Annotated in this window: 13 protein-coding genes and 1 pseudogene (1 of these 14 only partly in view); 4 read left to right on the top strand and 10 right to left on the bottom strand. The window is 63.4% G+C overall.

From position 1 onward, the window contains the following. Positions 1–1,405 carry the 3' portion of a M23 family metallopeptidase gene (locus ACZ89F_RS36650; protein ID WP_476097179.1) on the top strand. It extends 563 nt beyond the left edge of the window, so 1,405 of the gene's 1,968 nt are visible here — the last part of the coding sequence; its start codon lies off the left edge, out of view; its stop codon occupies positions 1,403–1,405. Between the two features lie 22 nt (positions 1,406–1,427). On the opposite strand, the gene ACZ89F_RS36645 is transcribed toward ACZ89F_RS36650, so the two are convergent. Continuing rightward, a complete protein-coding gene (locus tag ACZ89F_RS36645) occupies positions 1,428–2,987 on the bottom strand; it encodes an MFS transporter (protein WP_476097177.1) in 1,560 nt (519 codons plus the stop codon). 252 nt (positions 2,988–3,239) lie between these two features. Here ACZ89F_RS36645 and ACZ89F_RS36640 point away from each other — a divergent pair, with 252 nt between their 5' ends. Next, positions 3,240–3,872, top strand: a complete 633-nt coding sequence (locus ACZ89F_RS36640; RefSeq protein ID WP_476097175.1) for a TMEM175 family protein — start codon at positions 3,240–3,242, stop codon at positions 3,870–3,872. Here the strand turns inward: ACZ89F_RS36640 and ACZ89F_RS36635 are convergent. The 8 genes and pseudogenes from ACZ89F_RS36635 to ACZ89F_RS36600 all read right to left on the bottom strand — a co-directional run bounded on the left by ACZ89F_RS36635 (position 3,846) and on the right by ACZ89F_RS36600 (position 15,601). Continuing rightward, positions 3,846–5,369, bottom strand: a complete 1,524-nt coding sequence (locus ACZ89F_RS36635; RefSeq protein WP_476097173.1) for a L,D-transpeptidase family protein — start codon at positions 5,367–5,369, stop codon at positions 3,846–3,848. The two genes, ACZ89F_RS36640 and ACZ89F_RS36635, sit on opposite strands and share 27 nt — an antisense overlap. A gap of 151 nt (positions 5,370–5,520) precedes the next feature. Then, positions 5,521–5,886, bottom strand: a complete 366-nt coding sequence (locus ACZ89F_RS36630) for an MmcQ/YjbR family DNA-binding protein (RefSeq protein WP_476097172.1) — start codon at positions 5,884–5,886, stop codon at positions 5,521–5,523. A 57-nt stretch (positions 5,887–5,943) separates the two neighbouring features. Continuing rightward, positions 5,944–8,551: pseudogene (clpB, locus tag ACZ89F_RS36625) on the bottom strand (ATP-dependent chaperone ClpB). A gap of 221 nt (positions 8,552–8,772) precedes the next feature. Beyond that, positions 8,773–9,729, bottom strand: a complete 957-nt coding sequence (locus ACZ89F_RS36620; RefSeq protein WP_476097170.1) for a DUF4167 domain-containing protein — start codon at positions 9,727–9,729, stop codon at positions 8,773–8,775. Positions 9,730–10,032: 303 nt separating this feature from the next. Continuing rightward, the gene (gene prmC, locus ACZ89F_RS36615) at positions 10,033–10,911 is read right to left on the bottom strand and encodes a peptide chain release factor N(5)-glutamine methyltransferase (protein WP_476097168.1); all 879 of its coding nucleotides are present in this window, start codon (positions 10,909–10,911) and stop codon (positions 10,033–10,035) included. After that, on the bottom strand, positions 10,904–11,983 hold the full coding sequence (gene prfA, locus ACZ89F_RS36610; protein WP_476097166.1) for a peptide chain release factor 1: 1,080 nt from the start codon (positions 11,981–11,983) through the stop codon (positions 10,904–10,906). Before prfA ends, prmC begins: the two co-directional genes overlap by 8 nt. Before the next feature lie 10 nt (positions 11,984–11,993). Beyond that, positions 11,994–14,264, bottom strand: a complete 2,271-nt coding sequence (ptsP, locus tag ACZ89F_RS36605; RefSeq protein WP_476097165.1) for a phosphoenolpyruvate--protein phosphotransferase — start codon at positions 14,262–14,264, stop codon at positions 11,994–11,996. 83 nt (positions 14,265–14,347) lie between these two features. Further along, positions 14,348–15,601, bottom strand: a complete 1,254-nt coding sequence (locus ACZ89F_RS36600; protein ID WP_476097163.1) for an aspartate kinase — start codon at positions 15,599–15,601, stop codon at positions 14,348–14,350. 259 nt (positions 15,602–15,860) lie between these two features. Here ACZ89F_RS36600 and ACZ89F_RS36595 point away from each other — a divergent pair, with 259 nt between their 5' ends. Beyond that, entirely contained in the window at positions 15,861–17,702 is a 1,842-nt protein-coding gene (locus tag ACZ89F_RS36595) for a CHASE3 domain-containing protein (RefSeq protein ID WP_476097161.1), read from the top strand. A gap of 115 nt (positions 17,703–17,817) precedes the next feature. Continuing rightward, the gene (ubiG, locus tag ACZ89F_RS36590; protein ID WP_476097159.1) at positions 17,818–18,567 is read left to right on the top strand and encodes a bifunctional 2-polyprenyl-6-hydroxyphenol methylase/3-demethylubiquinol 3-O-methyltransferase UbiG; all 750 of its coding nucleotides are present in this window, start codon (positions 17,818–17,820) and stop codon (positions 18,565–18,567) included. A gap of 2 nt (positions 18,568–18,569) precedes the next feature. Here ubiG and ACZ89F_RS36585 read toward each other — a convergent pair whose 3' ends face one another. Next, positions 18,570–19,088 (bottom strand): flavin reductase family protein, encoded by a 519-nt coding sequence (locus tag ACZ89F_RS36585; RefSeq protein WP_476097157.1) that lies wholly within the window; start codon positions 19,086–19,088, stop codon positions 18,570–18,572. Between the last annotated feature and the right edge of the window lie 89 nt (positions 19,089–19,177).

Here is a 19,177-nt window from a genome sequence, read left to right as displayed (position 1 = left end):
GATCGACACGGCTTCCTTCGACGAAAAGAGCGACCTGTCCGCCGACGAGGTAGAAAAGGTGGTGCGCGAAGCCGGCACCGACCTCAGCGACGGCGCCGTGCAGGTCGCTTCACTTCACTATGTCGACCCGCAGCGATTCGGCGAAGCCTTTGCCGAGAGCATGGCAGGCTCCTACGACGTCAAGATCGTGCCTGAAAACGTCTCGGTGGCGCCGCGCGCCACCGCCGACGACCAGGCGCCGGCTTTCGCCGAGGAAATCATCCCCTTCACCAAGGATCTCGACGTCACTGAGGCTTTTGCTGATTCGGGCTATACGGGTGAGGATGCCACCGGCATGGCCGAAGCGATCACCAAGCTGTTGAACGCGACGGCGCTCAAGGCCGGAACCGTGCTGCGTGTCGGTCTCGAGGTTCACGGCGATGCCGCCAAGGTCGTGCGCACCAGCGTCTACGACCGGACCCAGCACATCGTCACCATCGCGCTCGACGACCGCGGCCAGTATGTGCCCGCGCAGGAGCCGGATCCAAACCCCGAATTGCTGACGGCCTTCGATGATTCGTCGGCGCCGGTGGTGGTGCGCGGCAACCTGCCCAATGTCTATGACGGCATCTATCGCGCCGCCTATTCCTACGGCATGTCCAAGGCGATGACGCAGCGGCTGATCAAGCTGCTGGCGTCCGACGTCGACTTCCAGTCCCGCCTCAACCCCTCCGACCGCATCGAAGTCCTGTTCTCGCAGCCCGATGGCGATGACCAGACCTCGGACAGCTCCGAGCTTCTCTACGTCTCCGCGACATTCGGCGGCCAGACGCGCAACTTCTACCGCTTCCAGATGCAGGATGGCGGCACCGACTATTTCGACGAGGACGGCTCGAGCGCCGAGCAGTTCCTGTTGCGCAATCCCCTGCCGGCCGGGAAATTCCGCTCCGGTTTCGGCGCGCGCAAGCATCCGATCCTGGGCTATGTCCGCATGCACACCGGCGTCGACTGGTCCGCGCCGATCGGCACGCCGATCATCGCCGCCGGCAACGGCACTGTCGAGAAGGTTGGCTGGGCCGGCGGCTATGGCAAACAGATCATCATCCGTCATGCCAATGGCTATGAGACGTCCTACAATCACCAGAGCGCTTTTGCCAAAGGCATCGAACCGGGCGTGCATGTGCGCCAGGGCCAGACCATCGGCTTCCTTGGCCAGACCGGCCTCGCCACAGGTCCGCATCTTCACTACGAGCTGATCGTCAACGGCACCAAGGTCGATCCGATGCGGGTCCGCCTGCCGGTCGGCAAGGTGCTCAAGGGCGATGACCTCGTCGCCTTCAAGCGTGAACGCGAGCGAATCGACGAACTGCTGAAGCAGGAAGACAGCGATTCGCTGAAAGTTGCGAGCGCCAAGATCGACGGTTGATCCGTCGGGCTTTTTAGATTTCTCAGCCCTGCGGATTCTCGACGCGCCGCGACCATGGCAGCCGTTCCCCGGAAATGGTCGTCCAGGCGATGACAGCCGCAAGCAGGCAAAGCAGCGCGGTCACCGAAGAGACGGCGGCAAACGCAGCGTCGCTGGCGGCGAGCCTTGCCGCATCGACGGCGGTCGCAAGTCCTGCCGTCGCCGGCTCGCCAAAGCCAGGCACGCCGGACATCGCATTGCCATCCAGTGCATTCGCGTAGACCCAGGCGGCGAGCGAACCCATCGCCGCCACCGCGATCAGGCCGCCAATGCGCGAGACGGCATTGTTGATGCCGGAGGCCGCACCCGTGTCCTTGTCTTCCACCGCCGTCATGATCGCGGTCGACAATGGCGACACGACCAGCGCCATGCCGAGCCCCATCAGCGCCATCAGCGGGAACGTTCCCGTCCAGAAATTGTGGATGCCGGCATGGGTGAGCAAGGCAAGTCCGGCAAAGGCGAAAGCCACGACGAGACTGCCACAAGCGATCGGAAAACGCGGCCCGATCCGGTCCGACAGCTGGCCGACCGGTCCTGACAAAAGGGCGATCGACGCCGACAGCGGCAGGAAGATGAAGCCGACCTCGGCCGTGCTCAGTCCCCAGCCGGCGATCAGCAGCATCGGCAGATAGAAAAGATTGGCCGACAGCGCGAAATAGAGAAAGAACGTGGCGACATTGGCGCCGGCGAAAGCGCCGACGCGAAACAGGCTGAGGTCGATCATCGGCTCGCGCTGCCGAAGCTCGAAGACGATGAAGACCGCCAGCAATACCACACCGGCGGCAATGCTCGGCCCGGCCATGTGGCCCTCGCCGCTGGCGCTCATCGAGGTCAACCCGTAGGCGAGCGCACCGAAAGCCAATGTGGCCAGCGCGGCGCCGCCGAGATCCAGGCTGCGTTTCTCCGTCGGTGCGTCGGCTGGAACCTTGGCCAGCAGAAGATAGATCGAGATCAGGCCGAGCGGCAGGTTGATGGCGAAGATCGCCCGCCAGATGCCGTCACCGAAAGCCGACAGCACGAAGCCGCCGAGCACCGGGCCAAGTGCCGTGGTCAGTGCTGAAGCCGCCGCCCAGATACCGATCGCCCGGCCGCGTTCCTTTTTCGGGTAGGCCTTGGCGATGATGGCGAGGCTGCCCGGCACCATGATCGCCGCGCCAATGCCCTGGACGGCACGAAATGCGATCAGCACCGCCGCATTCGGTGCCAGCGCACAGGCAAGCGAGGCGACAATGAACAACGCAATGCCTGCCACGAAGGCGCGGCGCAGGCCGAATCGATCGCCGGCAGCACCGCCAGCAAGGATCAGCGCCGAGAGCGTCAACGCATAGGCATTGGAAATCCACTGCGCCTCGGCCAGACTGGCGCCGAGGTTGACGCGGATCGCCGGCGTGGCGATGGCCAGGATCGAACCGTCGATGAAGCCGAGCGCCGAGGCCAGGATTGCCGCGATCAGCACAAATCGCCGCTGCGACTGCGGACAGAACGTTCCATTCGTGACCGGGCTGGTCAGCGGGACGGCGGCGGCTTCGCTCGGTGAATGCATGGAAACTTGCTTAGACCCCCAGCGCACCGGCAACAACCGGCCAGTGGCTTGCTGTCCTTGAAACCAGCCATTTGGAGCATGATCCCGAAAAGTGGAAACCGGTTTTCGGAAAAGATCATGCTCAAACGAAGAAATGGAGCCCTATCCCGAAAATCGGGATGGAACAGGCTACTGCCAGGGTCGCACCCTATCCGGATGCAAACGGCGGCAGCCGTGCTAGGTTTTCGGGAAGATGCAGACGGGGAGACATCGATGAAGCGGCCACTTGAAGCATCAGCGGAGGGACGCGGCCGTATCGTCGGCATTACCGACGGGGTATTCGCCATCGCGATCACCCTGATCGTTCTCGAAATCAGGGTGCCGGCGCACGAGGCGATCCATTCCGAACGCGAGCTGCTCGCCGCGATCGCTGCACTGGCGCCGCGCTTCCTGACTTATGCCTTGAGCTTCCTGACGCTGACCATCTTCTGGTTCGGCCAGCAGGCGCAGCATGGTCTGATCGCCAAGTCCGACAGACGGCTTGCCACGCTGAACCTCTGCTTTCTCGCCTTCATCGCCCTGCTGCCGTTCTCGACCGACCTGCTGGCCGACTTCCTCGAGTTCAGAACCGCGGTGCTGGTCTACTGGCTCAATCTGCTGATGCTCGGCGTCACGCTGTTCGCCAGCTGGCGCTATGCGGAGAAAAACGGCTTCCTGGCAGAGGATGTCGACGCGGAGACCAAACGCACGGTCTATCTGCGCATCGTCAAGGCGCAGATCCTGTGGGCGCTCGGCGCCGCACTCTCACTCGTCAGTCCCTTGCTCAGCATCGGCTTCATCCTGGCCGTGCAGTTGGTCTATGCCGCCGCACTTCGGAGTTCACTGCTGCGCAAGGTCATCGGCTGAAGGTCCGCCGACAAACTCCACCGTGACACCCGGCGAAACGAGTTTGGCCAGTTCCCGCGCATCCCAGTTGGTCAGGCGCACGCAACCATGGCTTTCGGTCTTGCCGATCTTCGATGGGTCCGGTGTGCCGTGGATGCCGTAGGTCGGCTTGTCCAGGGCGATCCAGACCGATCCGACCGGGCCGTTCGGGCCTGGCGGAATGGTCAGGACCTTGTCGTTCTGGCCCTGCTTGAAATTGATGCTGGGGTTGTAGGTGTAGTTCGGATCGAGCGCGACGCGCGATACCGTATGCGTGCCGGATGGTGACGGCGTATCCGACGAACCGATGGTTGCGGGATAGGCTGCTACCAGCTTGCCGCCGGCATCATAGGCGAAAACCTCTTTCTTGTCCTTGTCGGCGACGATGCGGGCAACCGGCGTCGAGACCAGCCTGCCGAAATTGGCGACCTTGATGATCGTGCCGGGGCGATTGAAGTTGACGTCCGGGTTGAGCGCCTTGAGGTAATTCTCGTCCATGTGGAAGCGCTCCGCCAGCGCCTCGGTCACCGACGTGTAGGCCATGCGGTCGAGTTGGGCCTTCTGACTGTAGTCTTCAGGGATCGAGGCGACATAGGGACCGGCCGCATCTTCCGGTGTGATGGTGTAGTTGGCGAAGGCATCGCCCCCGGATTGCGCCAGTGCCGCCTGGATGCCGACCGCGTCGGTCGATCGCAGATTGCTGCCGGTGATCTGGTTGTAGGCGGCGAGCGCCTTGTCGACATTCGAACCGAAACGCCCGTCGATGACGCCAGGCGAAGCGCCACCGCGATCGAGCAGCACCTGAAGTGCGGCGACATCCTGGCGCGCTCCCAGCGAAAGCGCCGGGGCAACAGTGGTCTTGTCGCCAGCCTTCGGCGGCAGCGCCGCCTGATCGGCGGGCAGCGCCTCTTCGGTGGAAGTTGCAGGCTGGGCAGGGTCTATCGAGGCCTCGTTCAGCGGCTGACGCTTGATGGTACCCGGCTTTGCCGGCTGCGGCGCGTCGGGATAATTGTTGTCGTAACTGCCATCGTCCTGCGGTGCCGGCGGATAGGCATCCACGGAATTGTCACCGTAGGGATCGTATTCGTCCGCCGGCGGCGGGATAACCCGGCCTTCCTCTTCCAACTGCTTGCGGCGGAACCGCGCCATGTCTTCCGGATCGTCGAGATAGTAGCGGTCGTCGCCCTCGGGGGCGCGGCCCAACTCGCGCAGACGTGTCTCCCGGCGCAACGCGCGGCGGTCGAGCCGGGTCTGCGGCGGCTGGATGGCGATAACCTTGCCGGTATCGGCGTCGACGATGACGCGGTTGCCCCTGGCGTCGTAATAAATGTCAAGATTGCCGTCCTGGGCGAGCAGGATGCCGCCATCATTGGCGGCACGGACAATCGGCGGTGCGCTGTCCTGTGTCGGCGTGGCGAGCGCGCCTGAAAAGGGCATCCCGGCTGCAAAGGCCGAAAGGGTCAAGATCGTGCGGAACATGGTAGCCAAACTCTCCGGTCCGTAATTGCCGCCGCCCGGCAGTGTCCCTGCAAGGCGAACCCCTTCGCCAGCAAACCAGTTACCTACCATATGGTTCCAACATGAACCGGGCATGAAGATGGCGGTTTTTCGGCGCCTCGAGGAATATTAGCTAGCTTGCGGCGAGTCCCAATTCCTTGCGTGCCTGCCTGGTCAGCTTCAGGGCGACAAGGCGATGGCTCTCGCGCAGATAATCCTTCAGCGCAGCATCATCCATGCTCTGGCTTGTCCGACGCTGGATCCACGTCATGCCGCGCGAGGCAAGGTAGGGCGCGGGCCGCAGGCCCGGCTGCTCCTTGAGCACATCATAGGCGATATCGGAGCATTTGAAGGTGACGAAGAGCTGCTGGCCCTGGTCCCAGCCGCCGATCGCGAAGACCTTGGCCCCGACCTTCCAGACATGGGCGCCGCCCCACTGGACGACATGGGTCGTCGAGGGCAGCGAGGCGCAAAAGCTGTTGTAGTCGTCCAGCGTCATCCGCGCCCCACATTTGTATGAAAAAGCCGCGCATCCAGCTGGACGCGCGGCTTTGGATCAGGCTGCCGCTTCCGCCGCGACGATCGTAGGCTTCGAGCGGAAGTTTAGCCGGTCGGAACCGGCTGTCACCTTGACGGTCGAGCCGTCGAGGATATCGCCGAGCAGGATCTTCTCCGCCAGCGGGTCCTGCAATTCCTTCTGCATCACCCGCTTCAGCGGCCGCGCGCCATAGGCCGGCTCATAGCCCTTGGCCGCCAGCCAGTCGATCGCCTCCTGGTCCAGCGACAGCGTGATCTTGCGGTCGACAAGCAGGCTCTCCAACCGCTTGAGCTGGATCTCGACGATGCGGCCCATATCCTGCCGGCGCAGCCGGTGGAACAGGATCACCTCGTCGACGCGGTTGAGGAACTCCGGCCGGAACGATGCCCTGACGACATTCATCACCTCGTCGCGAACCTGGTCGACATCCTGGTCCTCACCGAGATTGACGAGATATTCGGCGCCGAGATTCGACGTCATGATGATCAGCGTGTTGCGGAAGTCGACCGTGCGGCCCTGGCCGTCGGTCAGGCGGCCGTCATCGAGCACCTGCAACAGCACGTTGAACACATCGGGATGCGCCTTCTCGATCTCGTCGAACAGCACGACCTGATAGGGCCGCCGCCGTACAGCTTCGGTCAGCGCCCCGCCTTCCTCATAGCCGACATAGCCGGGAGGTGCGCCGATCAGCCGGGCGACCGAGTGCTTCTCCATGAACTCCGACATGTCGATGCGCACCATCGCGCTCTCGTCGTCGAACAGGAAGCTGGCGAGTGCCTTGGTCAGTTCGGTCTTGCCGACGCCCGTCGGCCCGAGGAACATGAACGAGCCGATCGGCCGGTTCGGATCCTGCAGGCCCGCGCGGGCGCGCCGCACCGCTTTGGAAACGGCTTGCACCGCCTCGCCCTGGCCAACGACGCGCTTGCCGATCTCGTCTTCCATGCGCAGCAGTTTGTCGCGCTCGCCCTGCAGCATCTTGTCGACCGGAATGCCGGTCCAGCGAGAGACGATATGGGCGACGTGGTCTGGCGTGACCACCTCTTCGACCATGCCGACCTTGCCGTCCTGGGCCTCGGCCTCCTTCAGCTTCTTTTCCAGTTCCGGGATCTTGCCATAGGCAAGCTCGCCGGCGCGCTGGAACTCGCCCTTGCGCTGGGCAATGGCGAGATCGTTGCGCGCCTCATCGAGCTGCTTCTTGAGATCGGCGGCCAGCCCGAAGCTTCTGCTTCTCGGCCTGCCACTTGGCGGTGATCTCGGTCGATTCCTCCTCGAGGCCGACGAGCTCCTTTTCCAGGCGGGCGAGCCGGTCCTTCGAGGCATCGTCCGTCTCGACCTTCAGCGCCTCGCGCTCGATCTTGAGCTGCATGATGCGGCGATCGATCTCGTCCAGTGCCTCGGGCTTGGAATCGACCTGCATGCGCAGCCGCGATGCGGCTTCGTCGACCAGGTCGATCGCCTTGTCCGGCAGGAAGCGGTCGGCGATGTAGCGGTTGGACAGCGTTGCCGCCGCCACCAGCGCCGAATCCGAAATACGCACCTTGTGGTGCTGTTCGTACTTCTCCTTCAGGCCGCGCAGGATCGAAACGGTGTCTTCCACCGTCGGCTCGTCGACGAACACCGGCTGGAAGCGCCGGGCAAGGGCTGCATCCTTCTCGACATGCTTACGATATTCATCGAGCGTGGTGGCGCCGACGCAGTGCAGCTCGCCGCGCGCCAAGGCCGGCTTCAGGAGGTTCGACGCATCCATGGCGCCGTCCGCCTTGCCGGCGCCGACCAGCGTGTGCATCTCGTCGATGAACAGGATGATCCCGCCAGCGGCAGAGGTGACTTCCGAAAGCACGGCCTTCAGCCGCTCCTCGAACTCGCCGCGATATTTGGCGCCGGCAATCAGCGCGCCCATGTCGAGCGCCATCAGCTGCTTGTCCTTCAGCGATTCCGGCACGTCGCCATTGACGATGCGCAGCGCCAGGCCCTCGGCGATCGCCGTCTTGCCGACACCCGGCTCGCCGATCAGCACCGGATTGTTCTTGGTGCGGCGCGACAGCACCTGGATGGTGCGGCGGATCTCGTCATCACGGCCGATGACCGGATCGAGCTTGCCGGCACGCGCATCCGCGGTCAGGTCGCGCGCGTATTTCTTCAGCGCATCGTAGCCCTGTTCGGCACTCGCCGAATCGGCGGTACGGCCCTTGCGGACGTCGTTGATGACCTGGTTGAGCGCCTGTGCGGTGACGCCGGCCTTGGCCAGGATGTCGGCGGTCTTGGCCGACTTCTCCATGGCAAGCGCCTGCAGCAGCCGCTCGACGGTGACAAAGCTGTCGCCTGCTTTCTTGGCCAGTTCCTCGGCGGTCGAAAACACTTTGGCCAGTGGCTGCGCCAGATAGAGCTGGCCATTGCCGCCCTCGACCTTGGGCATCGCTTCGAGCGCCGTCTCGACGCCAAGCTTGACGTCGCGGACGTTGCCGCCGGCGCGCTCGATCAACGATGCGGCCAAGCCCTCGTCGTCGTCGACGAGTACTTTCAGGATGTGTTCGGGAGTGAACTGCTGGTGGTTGCGGGAGAGCGCCATGGTCTGCGCGGACTGGATGAAGCCGCGCACGCGCTCTGAGTATTTCTCAAGGTTCATATCTGTCTCCTTCCGTCACCGGCCCGCTTTGCGGCACCGGATCAGATTGCGGTGACGAATCCGCCCGTTCGAGCCGGATCCTGTTCAGCCGAGATATGGTGCATAGGCCATGCTGTCTCAAGACGCCTTGATGTCGGTCAACGCATAATATTCCATCGCAGCGCAAAACAAAAACGGCGGAGATTTCTCCCCGCCGCTCAACGTCTTGAAATGTCGTTCGATCAGTTGTCGATGTCGACAATGACCGGTTCAGCATTGCCGCTGTCGATCGGGGCCGCAGCAGCCTCACCGGCATCGGCCCCGGAATTGGCATTGTCGCCGCCGCCGTCAACCTGATCGGCGTTGACGCGCGGACGGCGCGGACGCCTCGGGCGACGGGCAGCACCGCTTTCGGCAGCCGCCTCGTTGAGCTCGGCCTGGGCGGCAAGACCTGCCGGCGACAGGTTCTCGAACAACGGAGCCGGTTCGGCCGCTGCAACGGATTCCGTCGGCGAAGCGGCTTCGGCTTCTATCGGAGCCTCGTTGCGCTGGGGCTGACCACCTTGCTCCGCAGGCGAACCGAAGTCGCGCTGGCCGTTCTGTCCGTAACCGCCATTGGGGCGACGATCGCGATGGCGTGCGCCATTGTTGTCGCGGCCACCATTGTTGCGCCCGCCATTGTCACGCCCGGCATTGTCGCGATTGTCGCGGCCACCTTCCCGGTTGAGCGCGACCTCGGCCGGCATGCCTTCGATGACCGGCTGCGGGCCGGCGCCATGGTTGATCACCGGCACCTGGACGTCGGAAACAGTGTTGCTGTTGTTGCCGCTGTTGTCGAAATCGTCGCGATCATCGTCGCCGTCATCGTCGAAATCATCGCGATTCTGCTGCGCGTTCTGGATCGGCATCTGCGCCTGCGCGGCCGCGATGATGCGATTGTAATGTTCGGCATGCTGGAGATAGTTCTCCGCCATGACCCGATCGCCGGAGCTGTGTGCATCACGGGCAAGGGTGGCGTATTTTTCGGCGATCTGCTGAGCCGAACCGCGGATCTTCACGTCCGGGCCATTGCTCTCGTAGTTGCGCGTCAGGGGATTTGGTCCCTTGCGGTTGTTGTTGTTATTGTTGTTATTGTTACCACCGCCGCCGCCATTGTTGTTGCGACCGCGCATGCGCCTGTTCTGCTGTTGTGGCCTCATCAAACTCTCTTCATCTTGAAATTTTCGAAAAACTCTTCACGAACGGAGGCGCTCATGCAGCCAGCCGTTTCGTCTCTTCACCGGCGTTCGCCCGCATCAATTGCGTTGGCGCCACGTGCCATCCTGTTCCGGTTACATCACTTGCCGGACGATTCCCGCACGAAGCTTGGGCATCGTTTGCGCAAGAAGGCAGCTATTTCCAAGGAAAACCGAATCGCTAAGAGCACTGCCTGCTTCGTCTCATCCGGTTAAGGCGACCCTAGCCGTATTCCCCGGTATTGCCAAGCGCTTTTTTGCATTGCGTCAAGGCTTTATCCTTTCAAAGACAATAACCCTGTCGTTTCCACCGAGGTCACGAAAAACACCGCCCGGGACGTAGCCGGCTACAGCGAATATCTCGCAGACCTCATTGTGCTGCGTGTGGCCGATCTCGACCGCGATCTTGCCTTCAGTTTCCAAAAACCTTGCCGCCTCCGCGGCAATGATCCTGTAGGGGTTCAGACCGTCCGCGCCGCCATCCAAGGCCAGGCGCGGGTCGAAATTGCGGACTTCGTCCTGCAGATTTCCAATGTCTTCGGAAGGTATATAGGGAGGGTTTGCGGCAATTACATGGTACCGACCGGAAACTTTTTCGAACCAGTCCGACTGAAGCGCCGTGAATCGGCCTGCAAGGCCCAGTTGCCCGGCATTGCGGGCCGCCGTCGCCAGCGCGCCCGCGGACCGATCGACGCCGGTGGCGTTAGCTGTCGGCACAGCGCTGAGCAGCGCCAGTGCAATGGCACCGGTGCCGGTGCCAAGATCGAGGATGCGGCATTCGCCTTCCCGGACTGCCACGGCCCTGACGAAGGGCAACATCGCATCGACCAGCGTTTCGGTATCCGGCCGCGGCTCCAGCGTTTCCGGCGACAGCGACAGGCGCAAGCCGTAGAATTCGCGATAGCCGAGGATGCGGTGCACCGGCTCGCCGCCGGCGCGGCGTCTTAAGGCGGCATCGATTTCGGCAACAACGCCAGCATCGACCTTGCGTTCGGAGCCCGCAATGGCTTGCGTGCGTGTCGTGCCGGAGAAATGCTCGACGATCAGCCTCGCATCGAGCGCCGGATCATCGATAGCGGCGGCGGCAAGCCGAGCCTGCGCTTCCCGCAGCAACTGCCCCAGCGTCTCGGGCAGTTGATCAGCCATCGATGCCGATGTCGGCAAGCAGCTTGGACTGGTGATCGGCAATCAGCGCGTTGATGATCTCGTCGAGTTCTCCCATCATCACCCGGTCGAGCTTGTAGAGCGTCAGGTTGATGCGGTGGTCGGTGACGCGCCCTTGCGGGAAATTATAGGTGCGGATGCGTTCCGAGCGGTCACCGGAACCGACCTGTGACTTGCGCGATTCGGAGCGCTCTTCGTCCGCCTTGCCGCGCTCCAGGTCATAGAGCCGGGCACGCAGGATCTGCATCGCCTTGGCCCGGTTCTGGTGCTGCGACTTTTCCGCCTGCACCACCATGATGCCGGTCGGCAAATGGGTGATGCGGACAGCCGAATCGGTGGTGTTGACGTGTTGACCACCCGAACCCGAAGCGCGCATCGTGTCGATGCGGATGTCTTCGGCCCTGATGTCGATGTCGACCTCTTCGGCTTCGGGCAGCACGGCGACGGTTGCCGCCGACGTGTGGATGCGCCCGCTCGCCTCGGTCGCCGGCACCCGCTGCACGCGGTGCACGCCGGATTCGAATTTCAGATGCGCAAAGACGCCCTTGCCCGAGACGGTGGCGATGATTTCCTTGAAACCGCCGGCATCGCCATCGCTGGCTGAGGCGGTCTCGAAACGCCAGCCGCGTTCGGCAGCGTAGCGCTCATACATGCGAAACAGGTCGCCGGCAAAAAGCGCCGCCTCATCGCCGCCGGTGCCGGCGCGGATTTCGAGGATGGCGTTCTTGTCGTCGGCGGCATCCTTGGGCAACAGCAGGATCTGGATATCCTTCTGCAACGCCTCGATGCGGTCCTCGACCTCCGGCAACTCGGCTTCGGCGAGCGCGCGCATCTCGGCATCGGTGCCCTTGTCGGCAAGCATGGCTTCGAGGTCGGCCTGCTCATGCTCGGCCAGGCGCAGTGCCCTGACCTTGGCCACCATGTCCTGGATTTCGGCATATTCGGAGGCCATGCGCACATAGGCATCCGGCGCCGGGCCAGCCGACATCTGTGCTTCAAGCATCTCGAAACGCTTGACGACTTGATCCATACGATCGCGGGGCAGGTTGACCATGATGAGGGTGCTACAATGGAATCGAACGGTCGTCGGCAAAGGCCTGCAGCAGCGCCCGCATCGGCAAGCCCTGCGCCGGCGCCATCAGATTGTCGTCGAAGAACGCCTCCAACTCATCCAGCGGCAGTTCCGTCAGCATCGCCTTGACCGGGCCGATCGAGGCCGGCGACATCGAGATCGAGCGGAAGCCGAGGCCGATCAGCGCCATCGCCGAAATCGGCTTGCCGGCGAGTTCACCGCACAGGGTGACCGGCGTGTGGTTGCGGACGCCGGCATCGGCGATCTGCTTCAGGACGCGCAGGAACGGTGCCGACAGAGTGTCGAAGCGGTTGGCCAGTTGCGTGTTGCCGCGGTCGACGGCCATGACGAACTGGAACAGATCGTTCGAACCGACCGAGACGAAGTCGACCGCCTTCATCAGTTCATCGAGCTGGAACAGGAGCGACGGCACTTCAAGCATCGCTCCCAGCTTCAGGCTGGTCGGCAAATGATGGGCAAAACGCGAGAGATGCCGCACTTCGCGGTCGATGATCTCGCGCGCCTGGGCGATCTCGCCAAGTTCGGTCACCATCGGCAGCATCAGCTTGAGCTCGCGCCCGCCACTGGCCTTGAGCAGGGCGCGGATCTGGGTGCGCAGCAGCCCCGGCCGGTCAAGCGTCAAGCGGATCGCCCGCCAGCCGAGCGCCGGGTTCTCTTCCTGGATCGCGCCTTTGAAGTAGGGCAGCACCTTGTCGCCGCCAATATCGATGGTGCGGAAGGTGACCGGCTTGCCGCGCGCCGCCTCGAGCACGTCGCGGTAGAGCTTTTCCTGGGCCTCGGCCCGGGGAAACGTCGAGGCGACCATGAACTGCAGTTCGGTGCGGAACAGGCCGATGCCGGCCGCACCCGCTTCGGCAAGCTGCGGCAGGTCGACGGCAAGCCCGGCGTTCATCAACAGGTCGACCTGGACACCGTCCCTGGTCGTCGACGGCTTCTTGCGCAGCTCGCGATAGACCTCTTGCCGGCGCGCCCGGAAACGCACTTTTTCAGCATAGGCGGCCTCGAGATCGGGCTGCGGCCGCAAATGGATCACGCCCTCTTCGCCGTCGACGATGATGGCGTCGCCGTTTTCCGCCATGGAAACGGCGCCCTTCATCTGGCCGGCGACTGGGATGCCCATGGCGCGCGCGACGATAACGACGTGGCTGGTGGCGGCACCATCCTCGAGCACCAGCCCGCGCATCTTGTCCCTGGGATAGTCGAGCAGTTCGGCGGCCCCCATCGAACGGGCGACGATGATGGCGTCCTTCGGCAGCGATGCCGCGACATCCTCCGGCCCGCGCCCCATCAGCTGGCGCAGCAGCCGGTTGGCGAGGTCGTCGAAATCGCTCATCCGTTCGCGCAGATAGGGATCGGTCATGTGCAGCATGCGGGCGCGCATGTCGCTCTGTACCTTTTCGACGGCTGCTTCCGCCGTCAGGCCGTTGCGGATCGCCTCTTCCAGCCGGCGCACCCAGCCGCGATCGTTGGCGAACATGCGATAGGCTTCCAGCACCTGGCGATGCTCGCCCTCGAAGGCGACGTCGCGGCGTTCGAGCATGTCGTCGATCGAGAGCCTGAGCGAGCCGAGCGAGGTTTCGAGCCGGCGGACCTCTTCCTCGCTGTCTTCGTTGAACAGATTGGTGACGACGATGCGCGGCTCGTGCAGCACGACATGGCCAAGCCCGACGCCGTCATTGAAGGAAAGGCCGGTGAAGCTGACCGGACGGCGCAGATCGAGCTCGAGGCCAGGCCTGGTCAGCCGCGCCAGATCGCCGGTGGCGATCATCTCGGCGATCACCATCGCGGTGGTTTCCAGCGCCTCGACCTCGTCGTCGCGGTAGTGGCGCATGGTCTTGTTCTGCACCACCAGAACGCCCAGCGTGCGCCCTGCCCGCAGCACCGGCACGCCAAGGAAGGAGTTGTAGATCTCTTCCCCGGTCTCCGGCAGGTAAGCAAAGGCCGGGTGTTCCTGCGCATTCGAGAGGTTGAGCGGCCGCGCACTGGCCGCGATCGTGCCGACCAGGCCTTGCCCGAGCCGCAACTGCGCCAGGTGGACGGCGTTCGGGTTCAAACCTTCGGTGGCATAGAGTTCGAGAACCGAATCGGCGCGCAGCACATAGAGCGAGCACACTTCGGCGACCATGTTGGAGGCGATGTCGCGCACGATCCGGTCAAGCCGCTCCTGCGGCTCCAGCGGCTCCTGCATGAGCTCGCGGAGCCGTTTCAGCAAAACGCGCGGGCCACTGGCCTGATCACGCATCGCGGCTTCTTCTCCAATGGGCATTCTTCCCGCCGCAGTTTCCACTGCGACCGGCGCACACGCAACAACTCAAATCGTTCTCGCTACTGCTTATCCAGACCGTAGACGGAATGCAAAGTACGAACCGCAAGTTCGGTGTACGGACCGTCGATCAGGATCGAAATCTTGATCTCGGAGGTCGTGATGGCGCGGATGTTGATCGACTTGTCGGCCAGCGCCTTGAAAGCGGTGGCGGCGACGCCGGCATGGCTCCTCATGCCGATGCCGATGACCGAAACCTTCGACATGCCGGCTTCCGACTGCACGACATCGTAGCCGATCGACGCCTTGAGGCGCTCGAGCACGGCCAGCGCCTTGTCGACATCGCCCGACGGCACGGTGAAGGTCATGTCGGTGAACTTGCCGTCCTCGGAAATGTTCTGGACGATCATGTCGACATTGATGTTGGCCTCGGCCAGCGGCCCGAAGATGCCGGCGGCGACGCCCGGCCTGTCGCCGACGCGGCGCAGCGAAATCTGCGCTTCGTCCTTGGCATAGGCAATTCCGGTGACGACCTGCTGTTCCACGATCTCTTCCTCGTCGCAAATGAGCGTTCCGGGCGGATTGAGCAAATCCCCCATTCCGGGCGCATCGGGATCGTCGAAGGACGACCGCACGAAGGTACGCACCCTGTGCACCATGGCAAGCTCGACCGAACGCACCTGCAGAACCTTGGCGCCGAGCGAGGCCATTTCAAGCATTTCCTCGAACGAGATCTTGCCCAGCCGCCGCGCCTTGGGTTCCATGCGCGGATCGGTGGTGTAGACCCCATCGACGTCGGTGTAGATGTCGCAGCGGTCGGCCTTGACCGCCGCGGCGATGGCAACCGCACTGGTGTCGGAGCCGCCTCGGCCAAGCGTGGCGATGCGATTGTCCGGACCGATGCCCTGGAAACCGGCGATCACCGCCACCTGGCCCTCGCCGAAGCGCTTGATCAGGAAGCCACCGTCGATGTCGAGGATGCGCGCCGCGCCATGCGCGTTGTCGGTCTTGATCGGGATCTGCCAGCCCTGCCACGAACGGGCATGCACGCCCATGTTCTGCAAGGTGATCGCCAGAAGGCCGGCCGTGACCTGTTCGCCGGAAGCGACGACCGCGTCATATTCGCGTGCGTCGTGCATCGGCGAGGCCTCGCGCGTCCAGCCGACCAGTTCATTGGTCTTGCCGGCCATCGCCGAAACGACCACCGCCACCTCATGGCCAGCATCGACCTCGCGTTTGACGTGACGCGCCACATTGCGGATGCGGGCGATGTCGGCGACGGAGGTCCCGCCGAATTTCATCACGATGCGCGCCATGGGAGCGAAATGCCTTTGACTGAAGCCGGACTCCAGCCAAAACAGCGGGAATCCCGAAAAGCGGAAGGCCGGCTGACGCCGGCCGTTGAATGCGCGGCCTCCTTAGCCAAATGATGAAGGTTTCGCAAGGCTGGCGGCGGATTGCCGGCTTCAAGAAGACGGCATATTGCGTTCCGCTCCGCCGCCGCCTACGAAATGCTGCCCGCGGGGAATTACTTTTGGTCCGGTATTACAGATGATTGCTCGTCTTCGACGCGCCATGCGATGGCAATCGCTCCCGCTTGTCATCGGCTTCGCGGTGTTGGCGCTGATCGTCGGCAGCCGTGCCATACTGGTCGAGGGCCAGAGAGCCAATCGCGCCGCCGCGCGCGAGGCAATCGAATATCAGGAATTGCTTTCCGGCCTGCTTTCGCTGGCGCAAGACGCGGAGAGCGGTCAGCGCGGCTATCTGCTGACCGGCGAGAAATCCTATCTCGAACCCTATCGGCGGGCTGTCGGCGCCATTCCGGGGCAAATTGCGCGCATCGACAGCATGACTGCCCCGGACGACCAGGTCGTCCAGCAGATCAACCATATCAAGGACGCGCTTTCGCAAAAGCAGGCTGAACTGGCCGAGACGATTGCCCTGTACGACCAGGGCAATGCGACGAAGGCGCTGGATCTGGTCCGCAGCGGCCAGGGCAAGGCCGTCATGGAGGAGATCCGGACCAGCATGGATACGATCCGACGCATCGGCGCCGCCGCCGTCGCCGCGCGCGACGAGCATACCGACCAGGTCGAAACCTGGCTGCGGATCGGTTCGCTGGCGGCGCTGCTGGCGATCTTCCTGCTTGGCGCCTACACGATCAGGGAATCGCGCCGCCGCTTCCACGAGGTGGCCGTTGCCCAGGATGAGTTGGTGCGCAAGAACATCGCGCTTGGCAATGAGATCCAGACGCGGGAAAAGGCCGAATCCCAGATCCGCCAGATGCAGAAAATGGAGGCGGTGGGTCAACTCACCGGCGGCATCGCCCATGACTTCAACAACATGCTGGCGGTGATCATCAGTGCCATGAACCTCGCCGAGCGCAAGCTGGCGCGCGGCGAGCACGACATCGCAAAATTCATCGAAGCGGCGATCGACGCGGCGACCCGTGCCGCCAATCTGACCGCCCGGCTGCTCGCCTTCTCGCGTCAGCAGCCACTGGCGCCGCAGATCGTCGACGCCAACCGTCTGCTGACCGGAATGTCGGACCTGATCCGGCGGGCACTCGGCGAAACCATCCGCATCGAAACCGTGCTGGCGGGAGGCTTGTGGAAGACCCATGTCGATCCGAGCCAGATCGAGAACGCCATTCTCAACCTGGCCGTCAACGCGCGTGACGCCATGGGCGATGACGGCAAGCTGACCATCGAAACCGCCAACAGCCATCTCGATGACAGTTACGCCGCCACCCATGCCGAGGTCGCGGCCGGCCAGTATGTGATGATCGCCGTCAGCGACACCGGTTCGGGCATGTCCCCCGAAATTATCGCCAAGGCCTTCGAGCCCTTTTTCACCACCAAGCCGGTCAACAAGGGCACCGGCCTGGGGCTGAGCCAGGTGTTCGGGTTCGTCAAACAGTCGGGTGGTCACGTCAAAATCTATTCCGAACCCGGCGAGGGCACGACGATCAAGATCTACTTGCCGCGATTCTTCGGCCCGGAGGAGCCTGCCATGCCCACAGGGGGAGGCCAGAATCCCGCCGCACCGGTTTCCGAAACGATCCTTGTCGTCGAGGACGATGCCCGTGTGCGTGCCTCCACCACCGATGCCTTGCGCGAACTCGGCTACGCCGTCATCGATGCCGCAAGCGGCCAGGAAGCTTTGCAGAAGCTGGCGGAAACCCCGGCCATCGCGCTCCTGTTCACCGACATCGTCATGCCGGTGATGAACGGCCGCAAACTGGCGGAAGAAGCGGTCGCGCGCATGCCGCATTTGAAGGTGATCTTCACCACCGGCTTCACTAGGAACGCCGTGGTCCACAACGGCGTGCTCGACCATGACGTGAACTTCCTGGCCAAGCCGTTCACCATCGAGCAACTGGCGGCGAAACTGCGCGACGTGCTGGGTACGAAGTAGGCCGGCCACGCTGCCAGCCCAGCCACTCTGTCAGCCCTTTTGGCAGCATCGAAAATTGTTGCCTTGACATTCGCGGTCTCACGCCCGACTTCCTTGCGTTCGAGGAGACCTATCTATGCCAGAGCCCCGACGATCGACGATCGATGCCGGAGAAGTGGAACGCTTTTCCGCCCTTGCCGCCGAATGGTGGAACCCGAACGGCAAGTTCCGTCCCCTGCACAAATTCAATCCGGTCCGGCTGTCCTATATCCGCGACCAGATAGCGACGCGCTTCGGCCGCGATCCGCGCGCGGCACGGCCTTTCGAGGGGCTGCGCATCCTCGACATTGGCTGCGGCGGCGGCCTTTTGTGCGAGCCGATGGCGCGGCTTGGCGCCGAGGTTGTGGGAGCGGATGCCTCCGAAACAAACATCGAAGTCGCGAAGCTGCACGCCGCCGAGGGCAATGTCAGCGTCGACTATCGCGCCACGACAGCCGAGGACCTTGCCGACGCCGGCGAAAAATTCGACGTCATCCTCAACATGGAAGTGGTCGAGCATGTCGCCGACATCGACCTGTTCGTCGCCAAATGCGGCGAGATGGTCCGGCCTGGCGGCATCATGTTCGTGGCCACCATAAACCGCACGCTGAAGGCGCTCGGACTGGCCATCATCGGCGCCGAATATGTGCTGCGCTGGCTGCCGCGCGGCACCCACCAGTTCGGCAAGCTGGTGCGCCCGGAAGAACTCGAAAAGGCGCTTGGCGGCGCCGGCCTGACCATCATCGACCGCACCGGCGTCACCTACAACCCGCTTGCGGACCGCTGGTCGCGATCGAAGGACATGGACGTCAACTACATGGTCCTGGCGGAAAAAGGCTCGGTCTGATCCTATTCAGAATCGAGCGCCCTGTAGCCGCCGCGCCAGTAGATCAGCGCCTGACCGGCATCGTGGGTGCGCACGGCCTCGACCGAGCCAATGACGATCGAATGCGTGCCGCGATCGATCATCTCGTCGAGGCTGCAGTCGAAGGCGGCCACCGCATCCGAAAGCAATAAAGCTCCGGTCTTGAGCGTCATCCATTTGGCGCCCTCATAGCGGTCCTTGCCCTTGATGCCGCCAAAGCCGGAGAACCGCTCGGCCACGTGCTGATGCTGGGGGCCAAGCGAGTTGACGCCGAAATGCCGGTAGCGTTCGATCACCGGCCAGGTCGACGACGACCGGTTGACGCAGGCGATCACCTTGGGCGGTTCGGCCGACAGCGAGACGACCGAAATGACCACCAGGCCGGAGCGGTCCTCGCCGGTGCCAGCGGTGATGACGCTGACATTGCCGACGATCAGCCGCATCGCGGCGCGAAAATCGGCAACGCCGACAGGACTTCCCTCGGATGCCTTCGATTCGGTCATGGCTAACTCCAGAGCACGATTCCGAAAAGCGGAAACGGCTCTCGGAGAGGATCACGCTCAAACAGGAAGATAAAGCAAATCCGGATACA

The sequence above is a fragment of the Mesorhizobium sp. USDA 3734 genome, from assembly GCF_056279665.1.
Note: the sequence above shows the minus strand (reverse complement) of the source record. Positions and strands in the feature narration are given on the sequence as shown.